The 14,833-nt window shown below is 68.7% G+C and carries 13 protein-coding genes and 1 pseudogene; 4 read left to right on the top strand and 10 right to left on the bottom strand.

All coding sequences use genetic code 11. The features are described from left to right. Positions 1–154: 154 nt before the first annotated feature. The 8 genes and pseudogenes from ABZZ74_RS49620 to ABZZ74_RS49585 all read right to left on the bottom strand — a co-directional run. A pseudogene (locus tag ABZZ74_RS49620) lies at positions 155–1,108 on the bottom strand (MFS transporter); the annotation flags it as partial. Between the two features lie 396 nt (positions 1,109–1,504). Further along, a complete protein-coding gene (locus tag ABZZ74_RS49615) occupies positions 1,505–2,470 on the bottom strand; it encodes a helix-turn-helix domain-containing protein (RefSeq protein WP_356950729.1) in 966 nt (321 codons plus the stop codon). Positions 2,471–2,658: 188 nt separating this feature from the next. After that, the gene (gene hpaD, locus ABZZ74_RS49610) at positions 2,659–3,663 is read right to left on the bottom strand and encodes a 3,4-dihydroxyphenylacetate 2,3-dioxygenase (protein WP_356950728.1); all 1,005 of its coding nucleotides are present in this window, start codon (positions 3,661–3,663) and stop codon (positions 2,659–2,661) included. Then, complete coding sequence (gene hpaE / locus ABZZ74_RS49605; RefSeq protein WP_356950727.1) at positions 3,660–5,147, bottom strand: 5-carboxymethyl-2-hydroxymuconate semialdehyde dehydrogenase; 1,488 nt, start codon at positions 5,145–5,147, stop codon at positions 3,660–3,662. The genes hpaD and hpaE overlap by 4 nt, the downstream gene beginning before the upstream one ends. Then, entirely contained in the window at positions 5,144–6,076 is a 933-nt protein-coding gene (gene dapA, locus ABZZ74_RS49600; protein ID WP_356950726.1) for a 4-hydroxy-tetrahydrodipicolinate synthase, read from the bottom strand. The genes hpaE and dapA overlap by 4 nt, the downstream gene beginning before the upstream one ends. Further along, positions 6,073–7,518, bottom strand: coding sequence for a fumarylacetoacetate hydrolase family protein (locus ABZZ74_RS49595; protein ID WP_356950725.1), 1,446 nt, complete (start codon positions 7,516–7,518; stop codon positions 6,073–6,075). The genes dapA and ABZZ74_RS49595 overlap by 4 nt, the downstream gene beginning before the upstream one ends. Continuing rightward, positions 7,518–8,969 (bottom strand): 4-hydroxyphenylacetate 3-monooxygenase, oxygenase component, encoded by a 1,452-nt coding sequence (gene hpaB / locus ABZZ74_RS49590; RefSeq protein ID WP_356950724.1) that lies wholly within the window; start codon positions 8,967–8,969, stop codon positions 7,518–7,520. Before hpaB ends, ABZZ74_RS49595 begins: the two co-directional genes overlap by 1 nt. A 56-nt stretch (positions 8,970–9,025) precedes the next feature. Beyond that, the gene (locus ABZZ74_RS49585; protein ID WP_356950723.1) at positions 9,026–9,481 is read right to left on the bottom strand and encodes a flavin reductase family protein; all 456 of its coding nucleotides are present in this window, start codon (positions 9,479–9,481) and stop codon (positions 9,026–9,028) included. A 367-nt stretch (positions 9,482–9,848) separates the two neighbouring features. On the opposite strand from ABZZ74_RS49585, the gene ABZZ74_RS49580 reads away from it, so the two are divergent. Further along, positions 9,849–10,394 carry a MarR family transcriptional regulator gene (locus ABZZ74_RS49580; RefSeq protein WP_356950722.1) on the top strand — a complete coding sequence of 182 codons (546 nt, stop codon included), beginning with the start codon at positions 9,849–9,851 and terminating at the stop codon, positions 10,392–10,394. Between the two features lie 100 nt (positions 10,395–10,494). Here the strand turns inward: ABZZ74_RS49580 and ABZZ74_RS49575 are convergent, their stop codons facing one another. Further along, a complete protein-coding gene (locus ABZZ74_RS49575) occupies positions 10,495–10,632 on the bottom strand; it encodes a hypothetical protein (protein WP_356950721.1) in 138 nt (45 codons plus the stop codon). A 265-nt stretch (positions 10,633–10,897) separates the two neighbouring features. Beyond that, positions 10,898–11,572 carry a TetR family transcriptional regulator gene (locus ABZZ74_RS49570; RefSeq protein WP_356950720.1) on the bottom strand — a complete coding sequence of 225 codons (675 nt, stop codon included), beginning with the start codon at positions 11,570–11,572 and terminating at the stop codon, positions 10,898–10,900. Between the two features lie 160 nt (positions 11,573–11,732). Here ABZZ74_RS49570 and ABZZ74_RS49565 point away from each other — a divergent pair, with 160 nt between their 5' ends. From ABZZ74_RS49565 to ABZZ74_RS49555, 3 genes are all read left to right on the top strand, one after another. Further along, the gene (locus ABZZ74_RS49565; RefSeq protein ID WP_356950719.1) at positions 11,733–12,569 is read left to right on the top strand and encodes an oxidoreductase; all 837 of its coding nucleotides are present in this window, start codon (positions 11,733–11,735) and stop codon (positions 12,567–12,569) included. Positions 12,570–12,705: 136 nt separating this feature from the next. Further along, on the top strand, positions 12,706–14,175 hold the full coding sequence (locus ABZZ74_RS49560) for an aldehyde dehydrogenase family protein (RefSeq protein ID WP_356950718.1): 1,470 nt from the start codon (positions 12,706–12,708) through the stop codon (positions 14,173–14,175). Positions 14,176–14,264: 89 nt separating this feature from the next. Continuing rightward, the gene (locus ABZZ74_RS49555; RefSeq protein WP_356950717.1) at positions 14,265–14,564 is read left to right on the top strand and encodes a hypothetical protein; all 300 of its coding nucleotides are present in this window, start codon (positions 14,265–14,267) and stop codon (positions 14,562–14,564) included. Positions 14,565–14,833: the final 269 nt, after the last annotated feature.

Here is a 14,833-nt window from a genome sequence, read left to right as displayed (position 1 = left end):
CCCGGCCTCCACGAAGCTGTCGTTCATCACCGACTTCGGCTGGTCGATCGGCCCGGTGCTGTTCGTGGTCTGGGCGCTGTTCATGATCCTCGCGACCCGTATACGTGAGCACGACGACCGCGCCGAGCATCACAGGGCTGTTCACGTACACCACGGCGAGGGGGCAGAGCGCGGCCATCAGTGTGAAGACGATCAGTGTGCTCTTGCGGCCGAACCGGTCCGAGATCCCCGGTGTGACGAAGCCCCACAGGACCCATGCCACCCCGAGACAGGTCACGACGCCGCTCATCGTCGTGGGTGAGAATCCCTTGACCGAGATCATGTAGACGGGCGCGAACGTGATGATGACGAAGAACCAGGTCATGTACGCGCAGGCAATCAGTACGCAGAGGATGATGTTGCGCTGCCGGAGGATGCTGCCGATGGTCGGCTTGGCCGCGACATTCCCGCTCTCCACCGCGGGCTCAGTCATCGCACGGCCGCCCGGCGGCTCCTCACGCACCGACCGCCAGATCCACAGGGCGAGCAGCAGCCCCGGGACGATGGTGATGACGAAGGCGAGTCTCCAGTTGTACTGCGTGGCGATCCACACCACCGCGAGTGGGCAGAGGATGCCGCCCAGCAGCCCGGCCGAGGATCCCTGCAGCAGACCCATGTTCAGACCGCGCCGGTGCTCCTGGGACGCCTCGACCATCAGGGACTGCGAAGCCGGCAGGACGGCACCTTCCGCGAGACCCATCAGTGCCCTGGCTGCCAGCAGCGCGGCGAATCCGGTGACCAGTCCGCTCGACGCCGAGAGACAGGAGAAGAGCACCACCGCGATGATGATCACGGGCTTGCGTCGGCCGAGCCGGTCGGACAGGCGTCCGGAGACCATTCCCGACAGGGCCCAGGTCAGGGCGAGGACTCCGGAGAGCGTGCCCAGGGCGGTGTTCGAGAGGGGGATGTCCTTGCTGATGAAGGGGACGAGGAAGAAAAGTGCCTGCCGGTCGAAGAAGACGAGGCCGAAGCCCAGGAACAGGATGACGAGCAGCTTGTTCTCGTAGCGGCGGGCGTCGGGGCCGGCGCCGCCGTTCGGAGTGGGCGCGGCGGATCGCTTTCTCAGCATGAATGCCTCATTCGTCGGATGAGCGGGGAGCCGAAGAGACAGGAAGGGAGGGTGCCGTGGGGAGAAGAGACAGCACCGGGCTGTCGATCAGCGCGGTGATGCCTTCCGGCCCTGGGGGGAGGCCGGGACGTCAGCCCGTTCCGTGTCTGTGGATGTTCCTGCGGAAGCCGCTCACTGCCGCCCGCGAAGCGGGCCCGTGAGTAGTGTGCGGCTCTCTCTCACGACCGGAGGGTGCACCTCGGTGGCCCACTCCGGCTTGCACGATGGTGCACCGGCCCTTGCTGTGGCGGGCACGATCGGCAGAGCCGCCGTGCTCGGGCGTACCACGGTGACAGGCGGCGAAGCCGCGTGTCCGGGCAGAGAAGCCCGCTGTGCGTATCCGGGCTGAGAGGTCCCCTATGCGCCCAGCGCCGTCCGTCCGGCGTCGCGCGCCTCCGACGGGCTCATGCCGTACGCGGTCTTGAAGGCGTGGCTGAAGTGGGCAGGGTCGGGAAAGCCCCAGCGGCCTCCGACTTTGGCGACGGACATATGGGCGAGCGTGGGGTCGGCGAGGTCGCGCAGGCACTCGGCGAGTCGACGTTCCCGAAGCCAGCCCGAGACCGTGTACCCCCGCTCGGCCAGCAGCTTGTAGAGGAAGCGCCGCGAGATGTGGTGGGCGGCCGCGATCCGGTCGGGGCCGAGGCCCGGGTCGGAGAGCCGCTGTTCCATGTACGTGAGGATCCGCTGGGCCAGCAATTCCCGCCCGTCGTCCTGCTGCGCCACGTGATTACCGCACCGCTCCGCGAGCATGGCGCCGACCAGGTCGACCACGCTGTCCGCGAGCCGGTGCGCGTCGAGGGCGTCCAGTTGCCGTACCTGCCCGGCCAGTCCCCGGAGGAACGGATGCACCACGGGCCCGAGTCCGTCGCTGCACGACACGGTGGTCGCGATCATGCGGCTCAGGTCGCGTTCGGGCAGCCGGAGCATGACCCGCGGGAACATCAGTACGAGTGTGCGGTATCGCTGGTCGAAGTCGAGTGTGTACGGATACCGGGTGTCGTAGATGGCCAGCTCGCCCGGCTTGAGCAGTGCCTGACGATCCGCCTGGGTAAGCAGGCACTGCCCGGCCAGCTGAAGACTCACCTTGACGAAATCGGCCGGGTCGGAGGCGATGTGCCTACGGGTGTGGGCGATGCTGTGCGGATCCGCGGCCACCACAGACACCTGCACCGCGCCGAGCTGGGCCGTGTGCAGGGAGGCGTGGAAGTCGGGAACCTCGCGCGGCAGCGCTTCCAGCGGCACGAAACTCCGGCCGACCATGTCCCGCCAGAACTCGAAACGTCCTGCGGAGGTCTCGTCCGACGGAGTCGTCATCGTGGGCATGGGTCTCCTCTGCGGGCCCTTCGGCAAGCCGACAGGCAGGCGTGCCGCCGGATACTAACTGCCGCATCCGGTTTTCACAAAGGGCGATGAATGGGGTGTATGGGGAGATCCCGCTTGTGTTCAGGAGCGAGGGAGGGGTCTCGGATGGGGGTCCGAAGTACCTCCGGGCCTCTCCCTCGCCCGTGGCGTCAGCCGAGGCCGTCCGCGCCGACCTGGACGGCGGACTCGTCGAGGACGGTGTCAGTCACGGGCTGCGGGTGCCCGTCGAGGTCGAGGACCGGGGCGGCCTCCTTGTACCAGGACTCGATGACGGCGTTGCCCCAGAAGTCGCGGCGGCGGTCGTCGCGCACGTTCCAGCGGTACGTCTCGTGGTCCGGGTCACCGGTGTAGTAGTCCGAGGTGTAGATCTCCACGCGGTGGCCGTCGGGGTCCCTCAGGTACAGGTAGAAGGCGTTGGAGACGCCGTGCCGGCCGGGGCCGCGCTCGATATGGTGCTCCTTGCGCAGCGCGCCGAAGATGTCCGCCGCGCGCAGGACCTGGTGGGACTCGTGGGTGGCCACCCCGAGGTGGTGCAGGCGCGGTCCGGCGCCACCCGTGAAGGCGACGTCGTGGACGGTCTGCTTGCGGTACATCCAGGCCGCGTACAACTCGTGTTCGTCGCCCTCGATGGTCTCCGAGCAGCCGAACCCGAGGGACTTGTAGTGCGCGTAGGCGGCCGGGATGTCGGGGGTACAGATGTTGAAGTGGTCCAGGCGGGCGATCTCGGCACCGTGACGGATGTCGTAACGCTGGATGAGGCGCTCGGCGCGCTCGATCTCGTGGAAGAACTCGACGGGGAAGCCGAGCGGGTCGATGACGCGGACCGCGTCGCCAACACCGTGTGTGCCCTCCCCCTTCTTCAACCGTTTGACCGGGCGGCCGAGTTCGGTGAAGAACTTCTCCGCCTTGTCGACGTCCTCCGGGGTGCGGACCCGGTACGAGATGTGGTCGAGGGCCGCGATCTCACCCTTGCGCAGCACCAGCGAGTGGTGGGTGAGTTCGTCCGTGCCGCGCAGGTACAGCGACTCGGTGTCCTCGTACTGGACGTAGAAGCCGAGCATGTCGACCCAGAACCAGCGGGCGGCGCCGAGATCGGTGACGGCGAGCTGGGCGTAGGCGGACCGGATGACGTCGGGGGCGGTCGAGGTGGTCATGATGTGGCTCCGAAGCGTGGAGTGTGCACCTCGGTGAGGGCGACGTGGACGATCTTCGATTCGGTGTAGAAGTCGATGGAATGGGCGCCGCCCTCGCGGCCGACGCCGGAGGCCTTGACCCCGCCGAACGGGGTGCGCAGGTCTCGTACGTTGTGGGAGTTGATCCAGACCATCCCGGACTCGACCGCGTGCGCGATGCGGTGGCCGCGCTTGATGTCCGAGGTCCAGACGTAGGCGGCCAGGCCGAACTGAGTGGCGTTCGCGAGTTCCACGCCCTCGGTCTCGTCGTCGAAGGGTGCCACGGCCACGACAGGGCCGAAGATCTCCTCCTGGAAGATACGGGCATGGCGTTCGACGTCGGCGAAGACGGTGGGCTGGAGGTAGTTGCCGTCGGCGAGGTGGTCGGGGCGGCTGCCTCCGGCGACGAGACGGCCTTCCTTCCTGCCGATCTCCACGTAGTTCAGGACACGCTCGTAGTGCTCGGGGTGCACCAGTGCGCCGACCTCGGTGGCCGGATCGGAAGGAGGCCCGACGCGTACGCTGGCGGCCCGCTCGGCCAGGCGGCGCGTGAACTCCTCGTACAGCGGACGCTCGACGAGCACGCGTGAACCCGCCGTGCAGCGCTCGCCGTTGAGGGAGAAGACACCGAAGACGACGGAGTCGAGGGCGGCTTCGAGGTCGGCGTCCGCGAAGACGACGACCGGGGACTTGCCGCCCAGCTCCATCGACACCGTCTTCAGGTGCTGGGCGGAGGAACGGACGATGTGGCGGCCGGTGTCGGTTGAGCCGGTGAAGGAGATCAGCGGCACGTCCGGGTGGTCGACGAGGGCCTGGCCGGCCTCCTCGCCGATGCCGTGCACGATGTTCACCACGCCGGCCGGGACCCCCGCCTCCTCGAAGATCTCCGGCCACAGGCTCGCCGACAGCGGGGTCCACTCGGCCGGCTTCAGCACCAGCGTGCAGCCGGCGGCCAGAGCCGGGGCGAGCTTCCAGCTCTCGAGCATGAACGGGGTGTTCCAAGGCGTGATCAGCCCGGCGACCCCCACAGGTGTGCGCACCACATAGCTGAACTGGTCGTCGCCCTGCCGGAACGCCTCCTCGCCCAGGGCCACGATGACATCCGCGAAGTAGCGGAAGTTCTCGGCGGCGCGCCGCGCCTGGCCGCGGGCCTGCGTGATCGGCAGCCCGGAGTCGTACGACTCGAAGGCCGCGAGCCGGTCATGACGGGCCTCGACGGCGTCGGCGATCCGGTACAGGACACCCGCGCGCGCCCGGTTGGACGACCCGGCCCACTCCGGGAACGCGGCCCGGGCAGCCGTGACCGCCCGGTCCACGTCGGCCGCGGAGCCGCGTGCGGCCTGTGTGTAGGCGCTGTTGGAGACCGGGTCGGCGACGTCGAAGGTGCGTCCGTCCGCGGCGTGGACGAGGTCGCCGCCGATCCAGTGCGGGATCACGGAGGGAAGGTGCTCAGGGGTGGCGCTCACTGCGCGGCTCCGATCTGCTGGGTGAGGTCTCCGCCCTCGCGGAGCAGTGTGCGGATCTTCGCCAGGCCCACGTCGGTGGGGGACGTGAGCGGCGGGCGGACATGGGATGACGCGATACGTCCCTGCTGGTGCAGCACCCACTTCGCCGGCGCCGGGTTCGTCTCGACGAACAAGAGGTCGACCAGCGGGTGGAGGCGGTAGTGCAGATCGCGGGCTGCGTCGAAATCACCCGCCTCCCACAGCTCGTACATCCGCGCCACCGCGCCCGGCGCCAGATTGGCGACGGCTGAAACGAACCCCGCGCCGCCGAGCGCGAGCAGCGGCAGGCAGAGCAGCTCGATTCCGGACCACACCAGCAGCGAGCGCCCGCAGGCGTGCAGGACACGCGAGAAGTGCTCGAAGTCCTTCGTCGTCTCCTTCACGCCGACGAAGTTCTCGAAGTCGGTGAACAGCCGCTTCACTGTCTCGGGCGCGATGTCGACAGCGGTGCGCGAGGGCACGTTGTAGGCGACGATCGGCAGGTCCGGGAACTCTCGTGCGACGGTCGCGTACCACTGGTACAGCGCCTCCTGCGTGGGGCGCGCATAGTAGGGCGTGATGACGAGCGCGGCGTCGGCGCCCAACTCCGCTGCGGCGGCGGTGAGTTCGATGGTCTCGTCGAGCTTGTGGGATCCGGTCCCGGGCAGGAACGGGACACGGTCGCCGATCTCCTCGACCGCGGTCCGCATGCCGGCTATCCGCTCGGTGACGCTCTGCGCGCTGGGCTCGCCGGTGGAACCGCCCAGCGAGATGCCGTGCGAACCGGACTCCAGCTGGAAGCGGATCAGCGAGCGCAGGCTGTCGTGGTCGACCGCGCCGTCCGCGGTGAAGGGAGTGACGGTGGGGGCGATGGATCCGCGGATGGCGGACGGGTCACTGCGGAACTTCATCTGGGTTCTCCTTGGGTGCTCTGCTGCTTGCGCCACCGCTCGTACAGCTCGTGCCAGTCGGGACCGAGGGGGTAGAGGCCGTCGATGTCGTGCCCGGCCCGCACCTGCTCGGTGATGAAGCGCTCCCGCTGTTCCTGCTCCCGGCAGTCGCTGATCAGGTCCTCGGCCAGTTCGGGCGGTACGACGACCACGCCGTCCGCGTCTGCGACCAGCAGGTCACCGGGTTGCACGAGGGCTCCACCGCAGGCGATCGGCACCCCCGTGTCCCATGGCACATGGCGGCGGCCGAGGACGGAGGGGTGCGCTCCGCCGTGGTAGACGGGCAGTGCCAGTTCGGTGACGGCGGTGCTGTCGCGCAAGCCTCCGTCGGTGACCACCCCGGCCGCGCCGCGCTGCTGGGCACGGAGCGCGAGGATGTCGCCAAGGGTGCCGGCGGAGGTGTCCCGGCGGGCGTCCATGACCAGCACATGGCCCGGTCGCAACTGCTCGATGGCCCGCTTCTGGGCGTTCATGCCGTTTCCGTACCGCTTGAACAGGTCCTCGCGCAGCGGCAGGTAACGCAGCGTGTGGGCTACGCCGACCATCTTCATGTCCGGCTGGGTGGGACGTACCCCGTCGATGGACATGTGCGGCAGCCCACGCGCCCGCAACTGCGCGCTAAGCGTCGCGACCGCGACCGAACGCAGTCCTTCCTCGATGCGTTTGCCGAGGAGTGGCTCGGGGGCGAACGCGGGTCCGTAGGCGGCCTCGCGTTCGGCCGTGTCCGTCCTCGGCATCGCTCCGTACGTCTCCAGGGCGGGCCCGGCGGCGATGGGATTGCGCAGCCGCCCGCTGGACTGCCCGCTGCCGGTGACCTCGACCTCCACCGTGTCGCCGGGAGAGACGACGGACGCGCCGGCCGGAGTGCCCGTAAGAATCACGTCCCCGGGCTCCAGCGTGACCAGTCTCGACAGGTCGGCGACGAGCTGTCCGAAGGGGAAGAGGAGCGTGTCGGTAGTGTCGTCCTGCACGAGCTCGCCGTTGACCCAGGTACGCACCTGGAGCGCTGCCGGGTCGAGCCGACGGGCGTCCAGCAGGCGCGGACCCATCGGGGTGAAGCCGTCCGCACCCTTGGAACGGAGGTTGGAGCCGCGGTCGGCATACCGCAGGTCGTAGACCCCGGCGTCGTTCGCGGCGGTCACCCACCGCACATGGGACCAGCCGTCCTCGGGCCGCACCCGCTGGGCCCGGCTGCCGATGACCAGGGCGATCTCACCCTCGAACCCGAGAAGTTCACAGCCCTGCGGGCGGACGATGGCCTCCTTGGTGCCGGCCAGCGACGAGGGGGGCTTGAGGAAATAGGAGGGCTGGGTTGGGATGCGGCCGCGCTCCTTCGCCCGGCTGGGGTAGTTGAGATGAACAGCGATGATCTTGGACGGGGGGTTCCCCAGCGGGTGCGTCATCAGGAGCGCTCCAGGAACGCCTGGACCTTCGCCTTGTGCGGCTCGCGGTCGTACGACTTCACGTACGCGCCGGCCATCCGGACGGGGTCGCCGAAGAAGTAGTACTCGTACAGCGCCTGGCGGCTGGAGAAGGCGGAGATACAGGTGTCCCAGACCAGACGGAACAGCTTCACGCGCTCGGGGCCGGTGAGGGTGGCCGACTGGAGGTACGCCTCAATGTCGGCGGCCGCCGGGCCGGTGATGTCGAGCTCGGTCGGGGTGGCCATCAGGCCGGAGGCGCCGAGCTTGCGCAGGATCTGCGGGAAGCGCTGGTAGAGCTTGGGGTAGAGGTTACGGGCGGCGTTGAGCGGGGCCCAGGCCGGGGTCAGCACCCCGTACTCGTTGACCTCGGCGTCCGCCTCCGCCGCACGCAGGAAGGCGCGCAGCGTCTCCAGCGTGGTGATGATCTCGGCGATGTCCTCCTGGACGTGCTGGAACTGCTCGATGCCGATGGCCTCGGTCAGCAACGTCACCAGGCCGAGGACGTACTCGGTCTTGGCGGTCGTGCGGGTGACGACCTGGTGGGTCATGTGCACCACGGAGGACGTCTGGGAGTAGAAGCCGTTGCAGAGTTCGGCGTCGCCCAGGGCGAAGCAGCGCTCGAAGGGCACGTGCACGTCGTCGAAGACGACGACACAGTCCGACTCCTCAAAGCGCGACGCGAGCGGGTGGTCGTGGCGAGGGCGGTCGTAGTCGAGCGGTTCGCGGGCGATGTAGCGCAGGCCGGAAGTGTCGTTGGGGATGGCGAAGGCATACGAGTACGGCTTGTCCTCCGGTGTGCCACGAAGCACCGTCGACGGGAAGACGAGCATCTCGTCGGCGAAGGGGGCGATGGTGGCGAGCATGCGCGCCCCGCGGATCACCACGCCGTTGTCGTCTTCTTTCACGATGCGTGCCGCGAGCTTGCCGCCCGCCTGCTGGGTACCGGCCACGGCACGGTTGACCTGCGGCGGGATCAGTGTGTGCGTGCACAGCAGGTCCTCCTCGCGGGCCTTCTCGTAGTAGCGGCGGATGTTCTCGCCGAAGGCGGGGTTGGCCTGGGCGAACCAGTCGGCGGCCGAGGCGAGCGCCATCAAGGAGCTGTTCATGTAGTCGCCGGTGCGGCCGAGCATGCCGTTGCTGTGGTCGGCCCACACCTTGAACGCCTTGCGCCGCTTGACGAGGTCGTCCGAGGTGCGCGGAGTGAGGAAGGACGTGCCGACCGGCTCACCGGAGGTAGGGGAGACGTATGTGAGGACATCCTTGTGTTCGTCGCTGTGCTGGAGGTCGTACAGCTCGGCGTAGGTCTGCACCACGTTGCGGAAGGCGGGGTGTTCCTGGATTCCTCCGGTGAGCGTCTCCCCCTGGATGTGCACGGTGGGGCGGGACTGGGAGAGGCGCTCGAGGAATTCCTTGCCGGTGCGTGCGGCCATGGTCGTTCTCCTGGGAAGTGGGGCTTGAAGAGGGGGACGGGACGGGCGGAACGGCTTCAGAAGAGGTGCTCGATGCCGTCGGTGGACTCGGTCGTGGCTCCGAAACGGCTCCAGGCGTAGGTCAGGGCGTCGCCGTCGCGGTGACCGAGGTCGGTGACGCGGCCGAGGACCAGGGTGTGGTCGCCGCCGTCGTATGAGCGCCAGGGCTCGCACTCCACCCAGGCGAGCGGATCGACCAGCCGGGGGACCCTCGCGCCCTGCGCCCAGCGGGGCTCCGCGGTGGTCTGGGCCCCGGCGAACAGACGGGCCAGCTGCTCCTGCTCGGCGCCGAGGATGTTCACGCAGAAGGGCCCGTCGGCCAGCTGGTCGTGGCAGCGGGCCCGGCGGGCGACGCTGACCAGGACGAGCGGCGGTTCGGTGGACACGGACGTGAAGGAGTTCATGGTTGCGCCCCGCGGACCGTTGTCGGTCGCGTACGACACCACCGTGACGCCGGTGGCGAATCGGGACATGCAGGCACGCAACGCGCCGGGGCTGGGGGGAGCGAGTGCTTCGGGCATAAGAGGTTCCTTGGGATCGATTGCCCACCGCACCGTCCCCCGTCGATGGGGAAGGAACGGCCAGGGCTGCCCGGCCGCGCATGGGGACGAACGGCTAGGAAGAGACCTGTCCCCTGACAGGCTCAGGGAACAAAACGGGACGACTACTGCTCAGAGCATGTAATCAACGCTTTGATTAATTGGGGACCGTACGCCTCTCGGTATCGCGGGGGAAGCCCTCGGGCGAAGGTTTTTAATCGTTCGGAAACCCGGCAGCCGCGCCGACGGGCGCCTGCCTCCTGGGTGAGGTCCTTGACGCGGCCCCACCTAGACTCCGACTGTGACCCAGGAACCGGAACCGCTGGATGCCGACCACCTGCACTTCTGGTCGTTCATCGACCACGCCGTCGACCGGGCCTCTCGGGAACTCCCCGGCATCGACCCGCTTGCCATGCGGCTCGTGCTCACCCTCCACCGCGCGGCCAACATGCTCGTGTACGACCTCGAATCCGCCGTGCACCGACCTCGCGGCTGGTCGTGGCCCGGCTTCCGAGTGCTGTTCGCCATCTGGCTGTCCGGCCCGGTCGAGGCGAAGAAGGTCGCGGAACTGTCCGGCATGAGCCGGGCCGCGGTGTCGGCGCTGGTGAACACGCTGGAACGGGACGGCCTGGTGAGCAAGGAGCGTGCCTCCTACGACGGGCGCGCGCTCCAGCTCGGCCTCACCGAAGCCGGTCGGCATGCGATCACGACGGCTTTCCAGGCGCACAATGCCCGTGAACAGGAGTGGGCGGGCGCCCTCAGTGAGGACGAGCAGCGAACCCTCATCGAATTGCTCGGCAAGCTGACGGCGCACTCCGCGCACTTCGACGTCCGACACCGCACCTGAGCTGTGTTCCCGGGGCGAGGAGTCGGCGTCATGTGCCCTTCCTGACGGACGGTGACCGATTCGCGGCCCGATCCGCCGACCAGAGTCGACCGCACGCGCGTCACGCGTGCTCGAAACCGCCGGCAGGGCGGGGGGAGAGCCCACTGGTCGTGCCGAGGGGCGGCTGGGCCGACCGCAGCAGGCCGGTTACCAGCACCAGCAGGGCGTTGCGCGCCGTTTCGATCTCAAGCGGTGACATGCACACGAAACTGCCGACCCCGTGCACTTGATGCGGGTCTTTGGAATCTCCGACACGACCGCATTGAAGTACGTCAGAGCAGCCCACCCCCACCGATTCGGGCTAGAGCCCACCCAAGCCTGAGCGGCTGGCCCCGGGCTTGAGGAACATCGCTACATGAGGCGTTCGGCTCGATCGGCGCTCTGGGCGTTGGGCACGGCCGAAATCGCGCTGCTTCGGTGGATGAACCGATGCCGCGCGATGCCCGCAGGGGACCGCCGTTGGGTCAGTGCCCGGCGCGTGCGAGCAGGCCGGTGAGGAGGATGGCGAGTGACCGTCCGAGGGCCTCGGTGAAGTCCAGACGCAGGACGCCCAGGGCGGGGTCGGCGTCGTAGGCGGCCTGAACGGCGGGGGCGGGGTGGGCGTGAGTCCACAGGGCGCCGATGAGCACGATGGCGGTGTTCGCGGCAAGCGCGGCGGCGTCCTGGTCGAGCTCGGGGAGTAGACGGCGGATCAGATCGGAGAAGCCGGTGAGGCTGTCGAGGGCGGCGTGCTTGTAGCGCAGGGCAACCTCGGTGGAGACGTTGTGCTCCAGCACTGCGGCTTGGGCGCTGAGCAAGTCGCACAGCACCCGGTGATCTGCGAGGGAAGCGGCCAAGGCGTCGGCGAGTCTCTCGGAGCGCTCGCGCGGGCCGGCTCCGGCATCGATGCGGGCGGGCATGTGATCGGTGACTTCGGCGAGCCATGTGCGGGCCGCGAGGTCCAGGAGGTCGAGCAGGACCGCCTCGCGGGACTCGAAGTACCGCAGCACATTGGACTTGGCCAGGCCGACGCGGCGGCTCAGTTCATTAAGGCTCACGGCCGAGACCGGCATCTCGTCCAGCATCGCGGCCGCGGTATCCAGGATTGCCTGGCGCCGGATCTCTCGCTGCTCCTGGCTGCGTGCGCGCTTGAAGGTCATGCCGCCATTTTACGCACCACCGGTCTCTTGACATCAGACCTGCGGTCTCTTACGTTGGAATTGCAAGAGACCGATGGTCTGTAATTGCGGTCTGTGCCCCGCAGCGCGGCTGTGGTGAGCCCCGCTCACCGCCGTGCCCTACGCTCAACAAGGTTCGATCATGTCCCGCAAAGTTGCCCTGGTCACCGGTGCTTCGTCCGGCATCGGCGAAGCCGTCGCCCGCCAGCTGCAGGAGGCCGGCTACTCCGTCTACGGCGCTGCCCGCCGAATAGACCGCATGGCCGCCCTGGCCGACTGCGGCGTCCACGTGCTGCCCCTGGACGTCACGGACGATGCCTCACTCACGGCGGCGGTCAAGCACATCATCGACGCCGAAGGCCACATCGACGTCCTGGTCAACAACGCCGGATACGGCTCCTACGGCGCCCTCGAAGACGTCCCCCTGGACGAGGCCCGCGCCCAGATCGAGGTCAACGTCTTCGGCCTCGCCCGCCTCACCCAGCTCGTCGTGCCGCACATGCGCGCCCGACGCCGCGGCACCATCGTCAACATCGGCTCGATGGGCGGCAAGTTCACCACCCCCCTGGGCGCCTGGTACCACGCCAGCAAGTACGCCGTCGAGGCCCTCAGCGACGCCCTGCGTATGGAAACCCAGCCGTTCGGTATCCACGTGAGCGTCGTCGAGCCCGGCTCCATCCAGACCGACTGGGGAACCATCGCCGCTGACAAGCTCCGCCGAACCTCAGGCCACGGCCCCTACGCAAAGCAGGCCGAAGCGATGGCGAAGTCCCTGGAGAACAGCTCCCAGCCCGGCGCCCGCATGACCTCGCCCCCTCGGGTCATCGCCAGGACCGTCACCAAGGCCGCCACCGCCCGCCGCCCGAAGACCCGCTACCGGGCCGGCTTCGGCGCCAAGCCCCTGGTCTTCCTCAGCAAGATCCTCTCCGACCGGACGTTCGACGCGCTGATCAAGCGCGCCTCGGGCGTTCCGACCTGACACGCGCACCCATTTCCCCGCGTCCGAGGTCACTCAGCTGTCGTACGGGCACGTCCGTGCGCTGCTGGACGAGCACACCACCCTGCGTTGATTCCCGGCCGGGAATCAAACCGGAAGCGAACGAAGGAGTTCGAGCATGAGCACGGTCGTCCGAACAACAACCCCTACGCCCCAGCACGTAAGCCGTCAGGAGCTGGACCGGCTCGTCGCCGTACAGCGGGCGGCCTTCCGCGCTGAGGGTGACCCGACCGCCGAAGTCAGACGCCATCGGATCGACCGGCTGATCCTCGCCGTGCTCGACGCCGCCGACGACATCGCTGCGGCGCTCGCCGAGGACTACGGTCGGCGCCCCGGCACTCTGACGAAGGCCACTGAGATCCTCGGACTCCTCGAGGAGGCACGGACGCTGCGTCAGGGGCTGGAAGAGTGGATGAAGCCGCTCCCGCTCGACGGCCCCGTCCCCGCCTTCATCCAGCACAAGCCTCTCGGTGCCGTGGGTGTCGTCACCGCCTGGAACTTCCCCATCACCCTGGCGGTCCACCCGGCGCTGGACGCCCTGGCCGCGGGGAACCGCGTGATCATGAAGTTCACGGACGTCCATGTGCGCACCGGCGAGGTCTTCGCTCGGGCTGTGGCCAAATACCTCGGCGAGGACGAGGTCGCCGTCGTGTGCGGCGACATCAGGACGGCCCAGGAGTTCTCCGACCTGCCTCTCGACAAGATCATATTCACCGGCTCGCCAGCCGTGGGCCGACTGGTGGCCGCGGCCGCCGGGGCGAACCTCGTGCCCGTCACCCTGGAACTGGGGGGCAAGAACCCCGTCGTCGTCGCCCCCGACGCCGACCTCGACATGGCCGCGCACCGCATCGCGAGCACCCGGATGCTCAACGGCGGCCAGGTCTGTCTCTGCCCGGACTACGTCTTCGTACCTCGGCAGCACCTCGAGGAGTTCACCGCTTCGCTCCAGGCCGAGCTGGCCGGCCTCTTCCCGACCTACGTGGACAACCCGGCGGCTGTTTCCATGGCCAACGAGCGCAACTTCGACCGGGTTCTGGGGCTGATCGAGGACGCGGCGGCGAAGGGCGCCCGGAAGATCACGGCCGTGGCCGAGGAACCGTCCCGCGACGCCCTGCTCATCCCACCGACACTGCTGCTCGACGTTCCGGCCGATGCGCGGATCATGAGCGAGGAGGTCTTCGGACCGGTGCTGTCGATCCACCCCTACGACGACATCGCCGAGCCCCTCGGCCACATCGCCGACCACCCGGCGCCCCTGGCCGCCTACTGGTACGGCGAGCACGCCGACGGCTTCAATCGCTTCCTCGACAACACAACCTCCGGCGGTGTCACCCGCAACGACGGTCTCCTGCACTACCTGATCGACGCTCCCTTCGGCGGGGTCGGCAACTCCGGGAGCGGGGCGTACGGCGGCAAGGCCGGCTTCGATGAGTTCACCCACCGCAGGACGGTGGCAGCCCAGACGGGCCCTCGCGGTGTCACCGACGACATGGTGGGCTCCGTTTTGCTGGCCGGCGAAATGCAGTTCGGCATCGACCAGGCGATCAGCGGCGCGGCAGCGGAGATACGCGAGCGGCTCGGGATGTGAGGAGAGCGTCATGTCATACACAGGCGTAGAGGCGGCCGCGCACTCGTTGAGGACGCCCTGGCGGTGCTGAGCCGGCTCACACCGCAGGAGTGGGTGGCACCAGTGCCTGCAAGGGATGGAGCGTTCAGGATGTCGTCACCCACTTGGGTCACTTCTTCCAGACGATCGCCGACCCGGGCCTGGTCCTGCCGGACAACCCCTCCGGCAAGGCCGAGCAACTGAACGACCTGGCCGTCGCGGAGCGCCGTCACTGTCACTGGAGCCAGGAGGAGGCACTCGCCTACTACGAGAAACAGGCGTCGGCGGCGCTGCCCGTCCTCGCCGCGCTCCAGGAGCCGCCGGCAGCGGACACCCCGCTGCCGGCGCCGAGCTGGGCATGTATCCCATGAGTGCCCTCGCCGACGCCGTCGCCTTCGACCACCTCATGCACCTCGGCCTCGATCTCGCGGCACCGACAGGACCTCTCCCGTGGCCTGGTCCTTCCCTGGACGGTACGTGCGCGTCGTCCCATCGGCGCCGGCCGGTGGGCCCCGGGGTTCGGCGACCGGGACCGCCAGATGCTCGGCCTCGCCGACATCCCCCGGCTCCCCTTCGAACCCGCCCCGCTGCCCCGCGTCGACGCCCGCACGGTCGCCGTCTCCTGGGCCGGGCACGCCAG

This window comes from Streptomyces sp. NPDC006476, assembly GCF_040612015.1.
Lineage (GTDB): Bacteria > Actinomycetota > Actinomycetes > Streptomycetales > Streptomycetaceae > Streptomyces > Streptomyces griseorubiginosus_B.
This window is presented reverse-complemented; position numbering and strand designations above follow the sequence as displayed.